Annotated in this window: 13 protein-coding genes; 10 read left to right on the forward strand and 3 right to left on the reverse strand. The window is 59.2% G+C overall.

Annotated features, from left to right (window positions below; all coding sequences use genetic code 11):
• Complete coding sequence (locus HJB89_RS22340) at positions 1-285, forward strand: hypothetical protein (RefSeq protein WP_221132465.1); 285 nt, start codon at positions 1-3, stop codon at positions 283-285.
• Here HJB89_RS22340 and HJB89_RS22345 read toward each other — a convergent pair whose 3' ends face one another.
• Positions 286-753: a hypothetical protein gene (locus HJB89_RS22345; protein WP_221150535.1), complete on the reverse strand. Its 468-nt coding sequence runs from the start codon at positions 751-753 to the stop codon at positions 286-288.
• 157 nt (positions 754-910) lie between these two features.
• Positions 911-1,918: a LysR family transcriptional regulator gene (locus HJB89_RS22350; RefSeq protein WP_207581405.1), complete on the reverse strand. Its 1,008-nt coding sequence runs from the start codon at positions 1,916-1,918 to the stop codon at positions 911-913.
• 271 nt (positions 1,919-2,189) lie between these two features.
• On the opposite strand from HJB89_RS22350, the gene chvE reads away from it, so the two are divergent.
• From chvE to araD, 6 genes are all read left to right on the forward strand, one after another.
• Complete coding sequence (gene chvE, locus HJB89_RS22355; RefSeq protein WP_164015215.1) at positions 2,190-3,254, forward strand: multiple monosaccharide ABC transporter substrate-binding protein; 1,065 nt, start codon at positions 2,190-2,192, stop codon at positions 3,252-3,254.
• A gap of 99 nt (positions 3,255-3,353) precedes the next feature.
• Positions 3,354-4,892, forward strand: coding sequence for a multiple monosaccharide ABC transporter ATP-binding protein (gene mmsA / locus HJB89_RS22360; RefSeq protein ID WP_207581404.1), 1,539 nt, complete (start codon positions 3,354-3,356; stop codon positions 4,890-4,892).
• Positions 4,889-6,100 carry a multiple monosaccharide ABC transporter permease gene (gene mmsB / locus HJB89_RS22365; protein WP_207581403.1) on the forward strand — a complete coding sequence of 404 codons (1,212 nt, stop codon included), beginning with the start codon at positions 4,889-4,891 and terminating at the stop codon, positions 6,098-6,100. The genes mmsA and mmsB overlap by 4 nt, the downstream gene beginning before the upstream one ends.
• 116 nt (positions 6,101-6,216) lie before the next feature.
• On the forward strand, positions 6,217-7,212 hold the full coding sequence (gene araD1 / locus HJB89_RS22370; protein WP_207581402.1) for an AraD1 family protein: 996 nt from the start codon (positions 6,217-6,219) through the stop codon (positions 7,210-7,212).
• A gap of 35 nt (positions 7,213-7,247) precedes the next feature.
• Positions 7,248-8,681, forward strand: a complete 1,434-nt coding sequence (locus HJB89_RS22375) for an aldehyde dehydrogenase family protein (protein ID WP_207581401.1) — start codon at positions 7,248-7,250, stop codon at positions 8,679-8,681.
• A 62-nt stretch (positions 8,682-8,743) separates the two neighbouring features.
• The gene (gene araD / locus HJB89_RS22380; protein ID WP_221150536.1) at positions 8,744-10,483 is read left to right on the forward strand and encodes an L-arabinonate dehydratase; all 1,740 of its coding nucleotides are present in this window, start codon (positions 8,744-8,746) and stop codon (positions 10,481-10,483) included.
• Between the two features lie 216 nt (positions 10,484-10,699).
• Here the strand turns inward: araD and HJB89_RS33835 are convergent, their stop codons facing one another.
• Positions 10,700-10,993 (reverse strand): transposase, encoded by a 294-nt coding sequence (locus HJB89_RS33835; RefSeq protein ID WP_409201831.1) that lies wholly within the window; start codon positions 10,991-10,993, stop codon positions 10,700-10,702.
• Between the two features lie 232 nt (positions 10,994-11,225).
• On the opposite strand from HJB89_RS33835, the gene HJB89_RS22390 reads away from it, so the two are divergent.
• The 3 genes from HJB89_RS22390 to HJB89_RS33360 all read left to right on the forward strand — a co-directional run.
• Complete coding sequence (locus HJB89_RS22390; RefSeq protein ID WP_221150538.1) at positions 11,226-13,373, forward strand: type I secretion system permease/ATPase; 2,148 nt, start codon at positions 11,226-11,228, stop codon at positions 13,371-13,373.
• Entirely contained in the window at positions 13,370-14,827 is a 1,458-nt protein-coding gene (locus tag HJB89_RS22395) for an HlyD family type I secretion periplasmic adaptor subunit (RefSeq protein ID WP_221117686.1), read from the forward strand. The genes HJB89_RS22390 and HJB89_RS22395 overlap by 4 nt, the downstream gene beginning before the upstream one ends.
• A gap of 117 nt (positions 14,828-14,944) precedes the next feature.
• Positions 14,945-17,890 (forward strand): M10 family metallopeptidase C-terminal domain-containing protein (locus tag HJB89_RS33360; RefSeq protein WP_259672098.1); only part of this gene is annotated, 2,946 nt, incomplete at its 3' end.

The following is a 17,890-nucleotide window of genomic DNA, read 5'->3' on the forward strand; positions in this document are numbered from 1 at the left end:
ATGCAACTGATTGATCCGAACCATCCGGCATACCGGCGCCTTTGGGTGCGTGTTGCCATCGTTGCCGTCTGCTTCGGCTGGGCGGCGTTCGAGATTGTCGGCGGTGATCCCTTTTGGGCGGTGCTCTCGGCTGCGGCCGGCGCCTATTCCTTCTATATGCTATTCTGGACCTTCAAGCCGCAGCCAGAGGTCGCCGAGACGACCGCGGAGCCTGACGTTGGTGAAGAGGAGGAGCCGGCGGAGATATCCACCGAAAATCCTTCGAAGGACGGTAAGGCCGAGTAATCAGCGCAATCGCCGCAGCGCCTCGTCGATCAGCAGATTGGCGAGCATCATCCGCTTCGTCGCATTGTCGCGAAAGGGCAGGGCGACGCCGTCGGGGTGATTGGCGCGGGCGAAGGCGCGGCGCTTCTCGCTGAGCGTCAGCGGCGTGTCGGCAGCCGAGATCGCCAGCTCGGCGGCAACCTCCTGCGGTGTTGTCCGAGTCAGATGATCCGGCATGACGGGCTCAGGTTCCGGCAAAGGCGTTGGTTTGTCCACGATCTCAGCGGCCGCTTCGTGTTCCAGATTGTCGAAATAGGCCTGGCCGACGCGCTGCGAGGCGACCGAGACACCCTCCATGACATCGAAGGCAAGCCCGGTGCCGAGGCCGGCCACGCGATGGGCAGCGGGCGCCTCAGCGTCTTCATCCGTCTCGTCCTCCGCCTTCAGCCGCTCGAGGACTGATTGAAATAATGATTGTCCGAACAGCATCCGCCTTCCTTAAGTGCCCTCCGTTTTTCTACGAAACACGGAAGTGCTCTATCTTTTCAAACGCAATTCCGGACGCAAAAACCGCCGTCCACTTTTGCTGGAATTGCTCCAGCACCCATTAAAGGCGGGCAAGATGGCGCAGGGCTTGCGGGCCGCGTCAGCCCGCCTGCTTCAGGCTCTCCTCGAGGATGATGTCGTAGAGCAGCCTTGCGCTCGGCGGCAGCGCCCGTTCCCTCGCCGTGATCAGGCTATAGGGTTTGACGTTGATATCGAAGTCGATTGGCAGCATGCGCACGTCCGAGGCCTTGGCGCTTTGGCTCGCCAGGAACTGGGCGACGTCGGTGGCAACAGGAGCGATCGCGTCGGTTCCGCAGACGATGGCGCAGGTCAAAAGCAGCGAAGAGGTGTTGACGATATTTTCCGGCAGCGCCACGCCGCGCGACAGGAAAATGTCCTCAATCGTCCGGCGCAGCAGCGTGCCCGGCGGCTGGAACACCCAGTCGTAATCCCTGATGTCGGAAAGGCTGCTGGTCTTTTTCTTTTTCAGCAGCGGATGGCGGTTGCGCACGATCAGGCAGGCCCGCTCGATGCCGATCTCGGTCACCTCGAAAAGGCGCGGATTGAGATCGTCGGGAATGCGGCTGATGATGAAGTCGTGGCGGGCGGCGAGCAGCTCGCGGGCCAGCACGTTGCTGGTCTCCACCTGGATATTGATCTCGATGCCGGGATAGGCCTTGCGCACCCTGTTGATCGCTGGCACGACGAGGCTCATGGCCGGCGCCGTCACCGCGCCGATGAACACTGGGCCGCCCTTGCCGCTCTTCAATTCGCCGATCTCGCGGCTTGCCTCGCGCAGCTCCAAGAGGATCTTTCGCGCCCGTCTGGCAAGGGCTGCGCCAAAGGTCGTCAGCACCACGCCGCGGGCGACGCGCTCATAGAGCGGCGTCTTGATGATTGATTCCATTTCGGACAACATGCGCGATGCGGCGGGCTGCGAGATGTTTAAGACTTCCGCAGCTGCGGAAATCTGTCCGCTATCTTCGATTGCGACGATCATGCGCAGGTGATTCAGCTTAAGTCCTGCACGTAAAAGGTTGTCATCGCCGAAACTATCGCTGTGGATATCGACGTGATCCATCAAAATGGGCTCTGAAATAATCGTCATGGTTGCAGCCTCCTCGCTGCGCTCCATCAAAAGTAATACTTTTTAACGATATACCAAAATTGTTATGCACGTTACCACTTATTCTATTTGACAGTTATAGGAATCCATACCAGTTTGCCGCCGTGTGCTGGTTGGCACTCAACACGTGTGAGATCGTGGAGGAGACCTACTTCGTTTCTCACCATCTGAAGTATCTATCCAATACGGAACCTGCCACAGTTTCGGGGCGGGCGATTTTTCGTCCGCTGCTTATTAACAAAGGGAGAGAGAAATGAAGTCCATTATCTCATTGATGGCTGCGGCTGCCTTCGGCGTCGCTTCGTTCGTTGCACCGGCAATGGCTGCCGACAAGGGCACCGTCGGCATTGCCATGCCGACCAAGGCTTCGGCTCGCTGGATCGACGACGGCAACAACATCGTCAAGCAGCTCCAGGCTGCCGGCTACCAGACCGACCTGCAGTATGGCGACGACGATATTCCGAACCAGCTTTCGCAGATCGAAAACATGGTCACCAAGGGTGCCAAGGTTCTCGTCATTGCTTCGATCGATGGCACGACGCTTTCCGACGTTCTCCAGAAGGCTCATGACGCCGGCATCAAGGTCATCGCTTATGACCGCCTGATCCGCGATTCGGGCAACGTCGACTACTACGCGACCTTCGACAACTTCCAGGTCGGCGTTCTGCAGGCTGGCTCCATCGTTGACGGCCTCGGCCTCAAGGATGGCAAGGGCCCGTTCAACATCGAACTGTTCGGCGGTTCGCCGGATGATAACAACGCCTTCTTCTTCTATGATGGCGCAATGTCCGTCCTGCAGCCTTACATCGACAGCGGCAAGCTCGTCGTGAAGTCCGGCCAGACCGGCATGGATAAGGTCGGCACGCTGCGTTGGGATCCGGCAACGGCCCAGGCCCGCATGGACAACCTGCTCTCGGCTAACTACACCGACGCCAAGGTCGACGCCGTTCTGTCGCCTTACGACGGTCTGTCGATCGGTATCATCTCCTCGCTGAAGGGCGTTGGTTATGGTACGGCTGCCCAGCCGCTGCCGATCGTCACCGGTCAGGACGCTGAAATCCCGTCGGTCAAGTCGATCATCGCTGGCGAACAGCATTCGACGATCTTCAAGGACACCCGCGAACTCGCCAAGGTCACTGTTGCCATGGTCGATGCCGTCATGTCCGGCAAGGAGCCTGAGGTCAACGACACGAAGACCTACGACAACGGCGTCAAGGTCGTTCCGTCCTATCTGCTGAAGCCGGTTGCCGTCGACAAGACCAACTACAAGCAGATCCTCGTCGACAGCGGTTACTACTCTGAAGACAAGCTGAAGTAATCAGTTAAGCAGGAGACCGGAGCCCGCGCTTGCGGGTTCCGGTCTTCGATTTTATGATCGCCAAACCGCTTGGCGGCTCAAGACGCTGGAACTTTGACTATGGACAATACCATCCTCGAAATGCGGAGCATCACCAAGACGTTCCCAGGCGTCAAGGCGCTGGAGAATGTGAACCTCAAGGTTCGCAAGGGTGAAATTCACGCGTTGGTAGGCGAAAACGGGGCCGGCAAATCGACCCTGATGAAAGTTCTATCAGGCGTCTATCCGACAGGAAGCTATGAAGGCGACATCGTCTATGAAGGCGAGACGCGCAACTTCAAGGTCCTGAAGAATTCCGAAGAAATCGGCATCGTCATCATCCACCAGGAACTGGCGCTCGTGCCGTTGCTGTCGATCGGCGAGAACATCTTCCTCGGCAACGAGAATGCCAAGAGCGGCGTCATTAGCTGGGACGAGACGTTCAACCGCACCAAGCAGCTGCTCAAGAAGGTAGGCCTCTCGGAATCTCCGAACACGCTGGTCACCGACATCGGCGTCGGCAAGCAGCAGCTCGTCGAGATCGCCAAGGCGCTGTCGAAGAGCGTCAAGCTGCTCATCCTCGACGAACCCACCGCCTCGCTCAACGAAAGCGATTCCGACGCGCTGCTCACGCTGCTGATGGAATTCCGCAATCAGGGCATCACGTCGATCATCATTTCCCACAAGCTGAACGAAATCCGCAAGGTCGCCGACCAGATCACCGTGCTCCGCGACGGCATGACCGTCAAGACTCTCGACTGTCACGCGGACGAAATCAGCGAAGACATCATCATCCGCAACATGGTCGGCCGCGATCTCGAGGATCGCTATCCCCCGCGTTCGGTGCCGATCGGCGAAACCATCCTCGAAGTGAAGAACTGGAATTGCTATCATCAGCAGCACCGCGACCGTCAGGTCCTGCACGATATCAACGTCACCGTCCGCAAGGGCGAAGTCGTCGGTATCGCCGGTCTGATGGGTGCAGGGCGCACCGAATTCGCCATGAGCCTGTTCGGCAAGGCCTATGGGCACAAAGTTTCGGGCGACGTGCTGATGCACGGCAAGCCGGTCGACGTCAGCACCGTGCGCAAGGCGATCGACGCAGGTCTTGCCTATGTCACCGAAGACCGCAAACAGCTCGGCCTCGTGCTCAACGACACGATCCTGCACAACACGACGCTGGTCAATCTGAAGGCCGTGTCGAATGCGTCGGTCATCGACAGCGTCAAGGAATCCAAGGTCGCGTCCGACTATCGCTCGAAGTTGCGCATCCGCTCTTCCAGCATCTTCCAGGAAGCGGTCAATCTGTCCGGCGGCAACCAGCAGAAGGTGGTGCTGTCGAAGTGGCTGTTCTCCAATCCCGATGTTTTGATCCTTGACGAGCCGACGCGCGGCATCGATGTGGGTGCAAAATACGAAATCTATACTATCATCAATCAGCTCGCGGCTGACGGCAAAGCCGTTCTGATGATCTCGTCGGAAATGCCGGAACTTCTTGGCACCTGCGACCGCATCTACGTCATGAATGAAGGGCGTATCGTTGCGGAACTGCCGAAGGGAGAAGCGAGCCAGGAAACCATCATGCGCGCCATCATGCGCTCAGGAGAGAAGAAACAATGACGCCGATCAACCAACCCATCGCTGAGCAAGGGCGTGTCGTCTCGATCGGAGACTACGTTCGCGGCAACATCCGGGAATACGGCATGTTCATCGCGCTGATCGCGATCATGGTGTTCTTCCAGATTTCGACCGGCGGCGTTCTCTTCAGGCCGCTCAACCTGACCAACATCATTCTGCAGAACTCGTTCATCGTCATCATGGCGCTCGGCATGCTGCTCATCATCGTCGCCGGCCATATCGATCTTTCGGTCGGCTCCGTCGTCGGTTTCATCGGCGCCATCGCCGGCGTGATGACGGTGCAATGGCACGTCAACTATGTCGTCGCGGCGATCGTCTGTCTTGCCATGGGCGCGCTTGTCGGCGGCATCCAGGGCTATTTCGTCGCTTATCACAAGATCCCGGCCTTCATCGTCACGCTCGCCGGCATGCTGGTCTTCCGCGGCCTGACGCTGTTCGTAATGACGGCTTCGGGGACCGGCACCAGCATCGGTCCTTTCCCGCCGGAGTTCCAGTTGATCAGCATCGGCTTCCTGCCGAACCTTGTCGCACTGGGCGGCATCAATTCGACCTCGATCATTCTGACCGTCGTCGGCGCCGTCGCGCTGTTCTATCTGGCGTGGCGCAAGCGGCTGTCGAACGAGAAGCACGGCAATGACGTCGAACCTTTGGGCTTCTTCCTCGCCCAGAACGCCCTCGTCAGTCTTGCCATTCTCGGGCTCGGCTGGCAGTTGTCGATCTATCGCGGCTTCCCGAACGTGTTGGTCATCATGCTCGCGCTGGTTGTCGCCTACGCCTTCATTACCCGTCGCACGACGATCGGCCGCCGCATCTACGCCATGGGCGGCAATGAGAAGGCGACCAAGCTTTCCGGTATCAACACCGAGCGGCTGACCTTCCTGACCTTCGCCAACATGGGCCTGCTTGCCGGCCTCGCCGGGCTGATCGTCGCGCTGCGCCTCAATTCGGCGACGGCCAAGGGCGGCTTCGGCCTTGAGCTGGACGTGATCGCCGCCTGCTTCATCGGCGGTGCATCGGCCCAGGGCGGCGTCGGCAAGGTGACCGGTGCGGTCATCGGCGCCTTGATCATGGGCATCATGAACAATGGCATGTCGATCCACGGCCTCGGCACCGACTCGCAGCAGATGGTCAAGGGCGCGGTGCTTCTCGCTGCCGTGTTCTTCGACGTCTACAACAAGAACAAGGGCTGAGCGCCAGAGCGCAGCCCAGGCATTCGCAGTCATAAGAAAGATGGATTCCGGCTCCTGATGGAGCCGGACAGGCGGAGCTTTTCTTAGTCTTCGCCGGAACGAGAAGGATCGAAGTCGTGCTTATTTCCCAGATCAAGGGCGCCAACGGAGAGATCGTCGTCGCCGTGCGCGAGCAGGGCGGCGCAGCCAAGTCCGTCAACAATGCCGGCAGCGTCTATGCGCTGGCGATGGAAGCCGCCGACGGCGGCAAGTCGCTTGCCGCGGTTATCGAGGCCCATGGTTACGGCGATGCCGTCGATCTTGAAAAGGCCTATGTGGACGGCCGCTTCCTGCCGCCGATCACCCATCCCGACGCCGCCCATCTGCATCTGACCGGCACCGGCCTAACGCATCTCGGATCGGCGGCCACCCGCGATTCCATGCACAAGAAGACCACCGAGGCGGCCGAGGAAACGCTGACCGACTCGATGAAGATGTTCAAGATGGGCCTCGAGAATGGCAAGCCGAAATCCGGCGAAAAGGGCGTGCAGCCGGAATGGTTCTATAAGGGCAACGGCTACGGCGCTGCTGCCCCCGGCGCGCCGCTGATCTCGCCGTCCTTCGCGCTCGACGGTGGTGAAGAGCCTGAAATGGCTGGCATTTACGTCATCGCCACCGACGGCTCGCCGTTCCGCATCGGCTTTGCCCTGTCGAACGAGTTTTCGGACCACGTCACCGAACGGATCAACTATCTCTATCTGGCCCACTCCAAACTGCGCCCGGCCGCCTATGGTCCGGAAATCCGCATCGGGCCCGCACCCGACGATATTCGCGGCACCTCGCGCATCAAGCGCGGCGACAAGGTGATCTTCGAAAAGCCCTTCCTGTCGGGTGAAGCGAACATGTCGCACACCTTCGCCAATCTGGAATATCACCACTTCAAATACGGCCTCTTCCGTGCACCGGGCGATGTCCATGTCCATATGTTCGGCACGGCGACGCTGTCTTTTGCCGACGGCATCAAGGCGGAAGAGGGCGATGTCTTCGAAATCGAAGTCGCCGAATTCGGTCTGCCGCTGCGCAATCCGCTGAAGGTGGCCGCCGAAGAAGAGATCGCCGTCAAGCAACTCTGATTTCTCATAGACGGTAAAGGAGGCTTGTTAAGCCCATGACCATTTATCAAAACCTGATCGCCGGCGAATGGGTCGGCTCGAACGCGACGAAGAACATCAACCCGTCGGATACCAACGAAGTCGTCGGCCTTTATGCCGACGGCAGCGCCGAAGACACCAAGAACGCCATCGCCGCCGCCAAGGCCGCTTTCCCGGCTTGGTCGCGCTCCGGCATCTGGGAACGCCACGTCATCCTGAAGAAGGCCGGCGACGAGATCATGGCGCGCAAGGACGAGCTGGGCGCGCTGCTTGCCCGCGAGGAAGGCAAGACGCTGCCGGAAGCCACCGGCGAAGTCATCCGCGCTTCGCAGATCTTCGAATTCTTCGCAGGCGAAGCCCTGCGGCTGGCCGGCGAGGTCATCCCGTCGGTGCGCCCGAACATCGGTGTCGAGATCACCCGCGAGGCGCTCGGGGTCATCGGCATCATCACGCCGTGGAACTTCCCGATCGCCATTCCCGCCTGGAAGATCGCGCCGGCACTCTGCTACGGCAACACTGTCGTCTTCAAGCCGGCCGAACTGGTGCCCGCCTGTTCCTGGGCGATCGTCGACATTCTCAATCGCGCCGGCCTGCCGAAGGGCGTCTTGAACCTGGTCATGGGCAAGGGCTCGGTCGTCGGCCAGGCCATGCTCGAAAGCCCGGACGTTCACGGCATCACCTTCACCGGTTCCACCGGCACCGGCCGCCGCGTGGCCGCCGCTTCCATCGAGCATAACCGCAAGTTCCAGCTGGAGATGGGCGGCAAGAACCCGATGGTCGTGCTCGATGATGCCGATCTTTCCGTCGCCGTCGAGGCCGCCGCCAATTCCGGCTTCTTCTCCACAGGCCAGCGCTGCACGGCATCCTCGCGCCTGATCGTCACCGAAGGCATCCACGACAAGTTCGTTGCTGCTTTGACCGACAAGCTGAAGACGCTGGTCGTCGACAATGCGCTGAAGGCAGGCACTCATATCGGCCCAGTCGTCGATGAGCGGCAGCTGAAGACCGATACCGACTATATCGAGATCGGCAAGAAGGAAGGCGCCAAACTCGCCTTCGGCGGTGAAGTGGTTTCCCGCGACACGCCCGGCTTCTACCTGCAGCCGACGCTGTTTACCGAAGCGACCAACCAGATGCGCATTTCGCGCGAAGAGATCTTCGGACCTGTGGTCTCGGTGATCCGGGTCAAGGATTACGATGAGGCCCTGGCAACATCGAACGACACGCCGTTCGGCCTTTCGGCCGGCATCGCCACGACCAGCCTGAAACATGCGACGCACTTCAAGCGCAATGCCGAGGCCGGCATGGTGATGGTCAACCTGCCGACGGCGGGTGTCGATTTCCATGTGCCGTTCGGCGGCCGCAAGGGCTCGTCCTATGGCCCGCGTGAGCAGGGCAAGTACGCGAGCGAATTCTACACAACCGTCAAAACCGCCTACACGCTGGCTTAAAACAAAGCGCGATGATCCGGGCCGTACGAGGCGGCCCGGCAATCACCTGAAGGACAGAGACAATGAAGAAGAAAGCCGAATGGCCGCGCAGGCTGAGGTCGCAGGAATGGTACGGCGGCACGAGCCGCGACGTGATTTACCACCGCGGCTGGCTTAAGAACCAGGGTTACCCGCACGACCTGTTCGACGGCCGGCCGGTGATCGGCATCCTCAACACATGGTCGGATATGACACCGTGCAACGGCCATCTGAGAGAGCTCGCCGAGAAGGTGAAGGCGGGCGTCTGGGAGGCCGGCGGCTTCCCGCTCGAGGTGCCGGTGTTCTCGGCATCCGAAAATACCTTCCGCCCGACCGCGATGATGTACCGCAACCTTGCCGCGCTGGCGGTGGAGGAGGCAATCCGCGGTCAGCCGATGGATGGCTGCGTGTTGCTGGTCGGCTGCGACAAGACCACACCGTCGCTTATCATGGGGGCTGCGTCCTGCGACCTGCCGTCGATCGTCGTCACCGGCGGGCCGATGCTGAACGGCTATTTCCGCGGTGAACGCGTCGGCTCCGGCACGCATCTGTGGAAATTTTCCGAAATGGTGAAGGCCGGCGAGATGACGCAGGCTGAATTCCTTGAGGCGGAAGCCTCGATGAGCCGTTCGTCGGGCACTTGCAACACGATGGGCACCGCCTCCACCATGGCTTCCATGGCTGAGGCGCTCGGCATGGCGCTGTCCGGAAATGCCGCGATCCCGGGTGTCGATTCCCGCCGCAAGGTCATGGCGCAGCTGACCGGCCGTCGGATCGTGCAGATGGTCAAGGACGACCTGAAGCCTTCCGAGATCATGACGAAAGAGGCTTTCGAGAATGCCATCCGCACCAATGCGGCGATCGGCGGATCGACCAACGCCGTCATCCACTTGCTCGCCATTGCCGGCCGTGTCGGCATCGATCTTTCGCTCGACGACTGGGACCGCTGCGGCCGCGACGTCCCGACCATCGTCAACCTGATGCCGTCGGGCAAGTACCTGATGGAAGAGTTCTTCTATGCCGGCGGCCTGCCGGTGGTGCTGAAGCGGCTCGGCGAGGCGGGCCTGCTGCACAAGGATGCGCTGACGGTCTCCGGCGAAACCGTCTGGGACGAGGTCAAGGACGTCGTCAACTGGAACGAGGACGTCATCCTGCCGGCTGAGAAGGCGCTGACCTCTTCGGGCGGCATCGTTGTGCTGCGCGGCAATCTGGCACCGAAGGGCGCCGTGTTGAAGCCTTCGGCCGCTTCGCCGCATCTGTTAGTGCATCGCGGCAGGGCGGTGGTGTTCGAGGATATCGACGATTACAAGGCGAAGATCAACGACGACAACCTCGACATCGACGAGACCTGCATCATGGTCATGAAGAACTGTGGGCCGAAGGGCTATCCAGGCATGGCCGAGGTCGGCAACATGGGGCTGCCGCCCAAGGTGCTGAAGAAGGGCATCCTCGACATGGTGCGCATTTCCGACGCCCGCATGTCCGGAACGGCCTATGGTACCGTGGTGCTGCACACCTCGCCGGAAGCGGCGGTCGGCGGGCCGCTCGCGGTCGTGCAAAACGGTGACATGATCGAGCTCGATGTGCCGAACCGTCGTCTGCATCTCGACATTTCCGACGAGGAATTGGCGCGGCGGCTGGCCGAATGGCAGCCGAACCATGATCTGCCCACATCAGGCTATGCCTTCCTGCATCAGCAGCATGTGGAAGGGGCCGATACCGGCGCCGACCTCGACTTTCTCAAGGGATGTCGCGGAAACGCTGTCGGCAAGGACAGCCACTAACAAGGCGAATTTCAAGATTGAAAGGCGGGGCATTACCCCGCCTTTTTCTTGCCCTTATACGATGAAGAGATGGCCCGATATTCCTACAAGTGTTGAGGAGATGTGGTCATGCCAAGACGGTTGGCGCAGCCGAGTTCGAGGCAAGGTCCCTGAACCTTATCGATCAAATGCAGAGCGACAATGGATCCATCGTGATCACCAAGCGCGGCAGAGCAGTTACCGTGCTTTCGCCGACACGCGGGACAAACGAACGCAAGAGTATTCTCGGTGCGATGAAGGGCAATGCCCTGCGTTATGACAGAGCATCGCTCTTTTGTTCGGCCGCGCTCGCATCATGGTTTCCAAAGTCGGGAATGTGTTCTCGATGGTATTAAAGTAAGGGCTATCTGGCGGCAGGACCATCGGGTAGGCGCCTACACGCTCGATGGCATCTCGCATCCCTGCTGCCTTGTGGGTCGGTAGGTTGTCCATGACCACGACCTCACCCGCTTGAAGGCTAGGCGACATCATCCATCTCTTCGCTGTGAATGTTGAATCAGCTTCGAGCCGTGTCGTCTTCACGATCGATGCATCGCTCACGGGAGCATGGATTTGCTACTTATTAGTCACACTACTTCGAAAATACACCGAGTACAAAAATCCCGATGGTGCCAAACTTCTGCGTGAGCTACATGTCGGCAAACAGCCGGAACGAGTTCGGCAATTGCGACAATCCGCAACTTGAGGGGGAAAGTTCCCGCGCATGGATGGCATCCTTTCGCAGCATCTGGACTCCGGTCTTCGTGCGCTGTGCGGCATTGCTGGGTTCTATCGAATTGCCGCCGACCCGGCCCAGCTGCAGCACGACTTGGCGTTGAAAGGACGGACCTCCCAGGCCGCCGATATTCAGCGAGCAGCCAAAATCATCGGCCTGAAGGCGCGTGTTGTGGAGAACGTCACGGAGCAACGCCTTCGTGTCATGCCCGTCCCCGCCATAGTCAAGGTGCGCAGCGGCTCCTTTCAAGTGCTCGGCGGGTTGAATCCATCCGGCAAGTACAGACTTGTCGATCCGATAACGCGCGTCGATCGGGAAGTCACGCCTTCAGATATATTAGAAGAAATCGACGCGCGTGTTATTCTCGTGGGACGGCGTATAAGAGGTGAAGGATCCGACCCGCGAGAATTCGGCTTCAAATGGTTTCTGCCATCAATCTGGCGCTATCGAAAGCCACTTGCTCACGTATTGCTTGCCTCGCTGTTTGTGCAGATCTTCGCGCTTATCACACCCTTGTTCTTTCAAGTGGTGGTCGACAAGGTCCTGACGCACAAAGCTTATTCGACTCTGTTCGTGCTCGTTGCCGGTATCGCGATCATTGGCTTCTTCGATGTTATGCTCCAATACCTGAGAGCCTACGCGTTGGCTCATACGACCAACCGGATCGATGTCGAGCTCGGCCAACGATTGTTCCACCATCTTCTACGGCTGCCGCTGGGGTACTTCGAGACGCGATCCGCCGGCCAGACTGTCGCCCGCGTGCGAGAACTTGAAACGATCCGCGCATTTCTGACAGGGCAGGGCCTGTTTTCGGCTCTCGATGTCATTTTCACCTTTGTGTTCATCGCAGTTCTTTTCGCTTATTCCTGGAGCTTGACGCTGATTGTCATTGCCGCCATCCCGATCTACATCCTGATTGGATTTGTGGTTCGACGGCCGTTGCGCGAATTCGTCAAAGAGAAGTTCAATCGAGGGGCGGCCAGTCAGCAGTTCCTGGTCGAAGCGATCGTCGGCGTTCACACGGTTAAATCCGCCGCGGTGGAGCCGGTGATGCAGGCGCAGTGGGAGGAGAAGCTCGCAGCTTACGTGCGAACGGCTTTCGATACGACACTGCTTAGCATTGGCGGACAAAACGCCATTCAATATGTGAGCAAGCTTTCCACGGCTGCCCTTCTTCTTTTCGGTGCCAAGGCCGTTATCGACGGGGAGCTTTCCGTTGGCTCACTTGTCGCCTTCAACATGATTGCCGGGCAGGTGACCCAACCGGTTTTAAGGCTGTCCCAACTCTGGCAGGATTTCCAGCAGGTGCAGATCTCGGTCGACCGGCTCGGTGACATTCTGAACACGCCGATGGAACGTCAGCCAAGCTCACGTTTGTCGTTACCTGCCCCGAGCGGGAATATTGAACTTCGAAATGTCACCTTCCGTTACCGGCCCGGCTCTCCGGAGGTCTTGAAAAGCGTATCGCTAGAAATCAGACCCGGAGAGGTCATCGGTATTGTCGGCGCATCGGGCTCCGGAAAGTCTACCCTCGCCAAGCTGGTTCAGCGTCTTTATATCCCAGAAGAGGGGCAGGTTCTTCTTGATGGGATGGATCTATCACAACTCGATCCCGCTTGGCTTCGAAGCCATATAGGAGTCGTTCTTCAAGAGAACCTGCTGTTCAACCGCACGATTCACGACAATATCGCTTTCTCAAACCCGGCGATGAATCGTGCGCAGGTTATTGCCGTTGCCAAGCTCGCTGGGGCGGAAGAATTCATTTTGCGATTGCCGCAAGGCTACGACACGATGATCGAAGAGCGCGGCGCCAACCTCTCCGGCGGCCAACGCCAGAGGATCGCCATTGCCCGCGCCCTTGCCACCAGCCCCCGGATCTTGATTTTTGATGAGGCGACCAGCGCTCTCGACTATGAAAGCGAACGCGTTGTGCAGACCAATATGCACCAGATCGCCGCCGGCCGAACGGTTATTATCATCGCCCATCGGCTTGCAGCTGTGCGGCCCTGCAATCGGATCATCGGCATGGCTGACGGCCGCATAGCGGAAGTTGGCAGCCATGACGCGCTGCTTAAGCGCCCCGATGGGCTCTATGCGCGGCTATGGGCTTTGCAGAATGACAGGGGCGTCGCATGAAAAGCGAGTCTGCTCAAGCTGTTCGATATGCCGGCCTTCCGCCGCGCCCGCTAAAGCGATCCGATCACGAGTTTCTGGCGCCGGCGATCGAAATCCTGGAAACCCCAGCCTCGCCGGTGCGGCTGGCGCTGATCTTGGTCATCTGCGCCTTCGTCACAACGGCTTTAATCTGGTCCTATGTCGGCCACATCGATATTATCGCAGCCGCGCAAGGCAAGATTCAGCCGACCGGCCGGGTCAAGGTTGTTCAGCCCTTGCTGACCGGGAAGGTGAAGGCGCTTCCGCCAGCAAATGGCGCGCACGTCGAAAGCGGCGATATCCTCCTTGAACTTGATCCGACAGATGCCATTGCCGATGAGACGGATGCGGCAAAGGGCCTAGCGTCGGTGAGGGCCGAGGTCCGGCGCCGAAGAACTGCAGTGGACTATGTTCGTTCGCGGAAGACGGACCAGCTCTTACCAACGATCTCATGGGACGCAGATGTGCCCGATGAATTGCGTCGTCGTGAAGAGGGCATCCTCCGGGGCGACCTTGAACAGCACCAAGCTGCAGTTGCCTCGCTTGATGCTCAGAAGCACCAGAAGGAGGTGGAGCGCGACCGCCTGACGGTGACGGTCGCGGCTCAGAACTCTCTGGTCGAAACCCTGAAAGAGCGAGTGACGATGCGCAATATGCTGGCTTCGAAAGAGGCCGGCACGATGGCGAGCGTGATCGATGCGACGCAAACCTTGAAAGAGCAGGCGACGCAGCTCGCCATGCAGGAGGGCCAGCTCGCAGATGCCGCAGCGGGCATCGAGGTCTTTACCAGGGAAAAGGACAAGGTCACACGGACGTTCCTGAGCGATCAACTCGTGCGACTCGGCGATGCGGAACGTCGGGTCGAAGAGCTGGAGCAGCGGGTGGCGAAAGCGAGAAATTTTCGTGAGCAGATGACATTGCGCAGTCCAATAGACGGCACGGTCCAAGCGTCCTCGATTACCAGCGTGGGTCAAGTGGTGACGGTCGGGCAGGACGTTATGCGCGTTGTGCCCGAGGGCAGTACGCTGGAGCTCGAAGTTTACGCTTTGAACAAGGACATCGGCTTCATAAAGGTCGGGCAAGAAGCTGTCGTAAAGCTCGAAGCTTTTCCCTTTACCCGCTATGGAACGATCGCGGCTCATGTCACCAAAATTGCGGCAGATGCAATCCCGGAACCCGATGCCGCACGCCGTGAAGGCGATCCTGCGACAAGACAGGCGCAGACGCCATTCGGCGGCGCCGAAAGGATGCAGAACCTGGTTTTTCCGGTCACCTTGAGTCTGGAGGTCGACCAGATTTCAGCAGATGGCCGTAACGTCAAGTTAAGTGCGGGCATGGCAGCAATTGCGGAGGTTCGAACGGGAGAGCGCAGGATTCTGGAATACGTCTTTTCGCCTTTGGTCGAGGTCGCGGAGGAAGCGCTTCATGAGCGCTAGCGACTCCGTCGAATCTTCCTGAATAGAAATGAAGCTTTTAGTTGAAATTTCCCCTCAGATGGGGCAGAGGGAAATCGGCAATAGCTGCTGCCGGTGGAATAGGCAAACGAGGATTTTATGACGGACCTTACGACTGGGAAGACGTACGTCAGCTCGACTGGAGATCAGAAGGTAGACGGGCTCTTGGGCGACTTTGCCTGGGACGGAACAATAACCTACGCGTTTCCCACAACGTCGACATCTTATACCTATGGCGACGAGAAATACCATTCTTTCTCTTCAATTTCGTCGCAGCAGCAATCTCTCGCCTTGTACTTTATGGAGCAGTCTTACGGGAGTGCGGCAAATGACGGCTTCTCCGTCGAGGGATTCACGAACGCCAACTTTGAGGCCGGAAGCGCCAATACCGCAACGGTGCGGTTCGCGCAATCGTCTCTGCCTGACACGGCATGGGCCTATTTACCAATTGCCGGGGCGCCGGGTGGTGATATCTGGTTCGGGACGGGATATGCTGGCACCGAAGATGATCTTCGCTTTCCGAGGTTCGGCAACTATGCAGGTCATACCCTGGCGCATGAGCTGGGTCACGCTCTCGGACTGAAACATGCTCACGAAGATGGGATAGTTGTTCCGAGCGCCTACGACTCGCTCGAATATACGATCATGACCTACCACACATTCATCGGAGACGATGAGAGTGGGGCCAAGTATGAGCATGATGGCGCGCCACAAAGCTTCATGATGCTCGACATCGCCGCCCTACAGGAAATGTATGGTGCGGACTACACAACGAACAGTGGCGACACCGTCTATAAGTGGAATCCGAACCAAGGCATCACCTATGTCAACGGCGTTGCAGCCATCACGCCCGCTGCCAACAGGATCTTCGCAACAATCTGGGACGGCGGCGGTACCGACACCTATGATCTGAGTGCCTATACGATCGGCCTTAAAATCGACTTGCGAGCAGGGGGGTACTCGGTTTTTTCACAGGGCCAGTTGTCTTATCTCGGGGGTGGTCCGAACAATGGCTATGCCCGCGGCAACATTTTCAACGCCCTTCTTTATCACGACAATGTCGCGTCGTTGATTGAGAACGTTCAGGCCGGCTCCGGCAACGATACGATTATCGGCAACGAGGCGGACAATACGCTCTGGGGCAATGCCGGAAATGATTCCCTTACCGGCGGTTCCGGCAAGGACACATTGATCGGCGGAACAGGCAACGACACCTATATTGTCGATGCTTCCGACGTGGTCACCGAAGGGCTGAATGAAGGGACCGATCTGATCAGGACGGCGCTTTCTTCCTATGCCTTGACGAATATTGCCAATGTCGAAAACCTGACCTTCATCGGCACCGGCGATTTTAGCGGGACTGGAAACGGCCTCGCCAACACGATCGCCGGCGGCGCCGGCAACGATTTGCTGGACGGCGGCGCCGGCAATGACACACTGATCGGCGGTGCCGGCAACGACATCTATTTGGTCGGCGATAGCTTCGATGTTGTGATCGAGAGTGCGAACAAGGGGACGGACACGGTCCAGACGGCGCTTGCAGCCTACTCCATCGCCGCATTGGCCAATGTCGAGAACCTGACCTACACGGGATCCACCAGCTTCACCGGCACCGGCAATGCGCTGGCCAACAAGATCACCGGCGGCGCCGGCAATGACACGCTGGATGGCGGGGCAGGTGCGGACAGCTTGACCGGCGGGGTGGGCGACGACATCTACATCGTCGACAATGCCGGCGACAGCGTCGCCGAGAACACCGGCGCGGGAACCGATACTGTTCGCACGACACTCGCAAGCTATACCCTTGGCAGCAATGTCGAGAACCTGAGCTTTGTCGGCACGGGAACTTTTACCGGAACAGGCAATAGCCTCGCCAACACCATCAAGGGCGCGGCAGGTGCCGACACCCTGGACGGAAAGGCCGGAGCAGACATACTGATCGGCGGAGCGGGCAACGACACCTATATTGTCGATGTTTCCGACGTGGTCACCGAAGGGCTGAATGAAGGGATCGATCTGATCAGGACGGTGCTTTCTTCCTATGCCTTGACCAATATTGCCAATGTCGAGAACCTGACCTTCATCGGCACCGGTGCTTTTGCTGGGACTGGAAACAGCCTTGCCAACACGATCACCGGCGGCGCCGGCAATGACACGCTTGACGGTGGCGCCGGCAACGACACGCTGATCGGCGGTGCCGGCAACGACATCTATGTGGTCGACAGTGCGAGCGACGTGATCACCGAGGCGGTCAGCGCCGGCACCGATGAGATCCGCACGGCGCTTGCAGCCTACTCGATCGCCGCATTGGCCAATGTCGAGAACCTGACCTACACGGGATCCGCCAGCTTCACCGGCACCGGCAATGCGCTGGCCAACAAGATCACCGGCGGCGCCGGCAATGACACGCTGGATGGCGGGGCAGGTGCGGACAGCTTGACCGGCGGGGTGGGCGACGACATCTACATCGTCGACAATGCCGGCGACAGCGTCGCCGAGAACACCGGCGCGGGAACCGATACTGTTCGCACGACACTCGCAAGCTATACCCTTGGCAGCAATGTCGAGAACCTGAGCTTTGTCGGCACGGGAACTTTTACCGGAACAGGCAATAGCCTCGCCAACACCATCAAGGGCGCGGCAGGTGCCGACACCCTGGACGGAAAGGCCGGAGCAGACATACTGATCGGCGGAGCGGGCAACGACACCTATATTGTCGATGTTTCCGACGTGGTCACCGAAGGGCTGAATGAAGGGATCGATCTGATCAGGACGGTGCTTTCTTCCTATGCCTTGACCAATATTGCCAATGTCGAGAACCTGACCTTCATCGGCACCGGTGCTTTTGCTGGGACTGGAAACAGCCTTGCCAACACGATCACCGGCGGCGCCGGCAATGACACGCTTGACGGTGGCGCCGGCAACGACACGCTGATCGGCGGTGCCGGCAACGACATCTATGTGGTCGACAGTGCGAGCGACGTGATCACCGAGGCGGTCAGCGCCGGCACCGACCAGATCCGCACGGCGCTTGCAGCCTACTCG

It is taken from the genome of Rhizobium sp. NZLR8, assembly GCF_019685025.1.
In the GTDB taxonomy this organism is placed as follows: Bacteria; Pseudomonadota; Alphaproteobacteria; order Rhizobiales; family Rhizobiaceae; genus Rhizobium.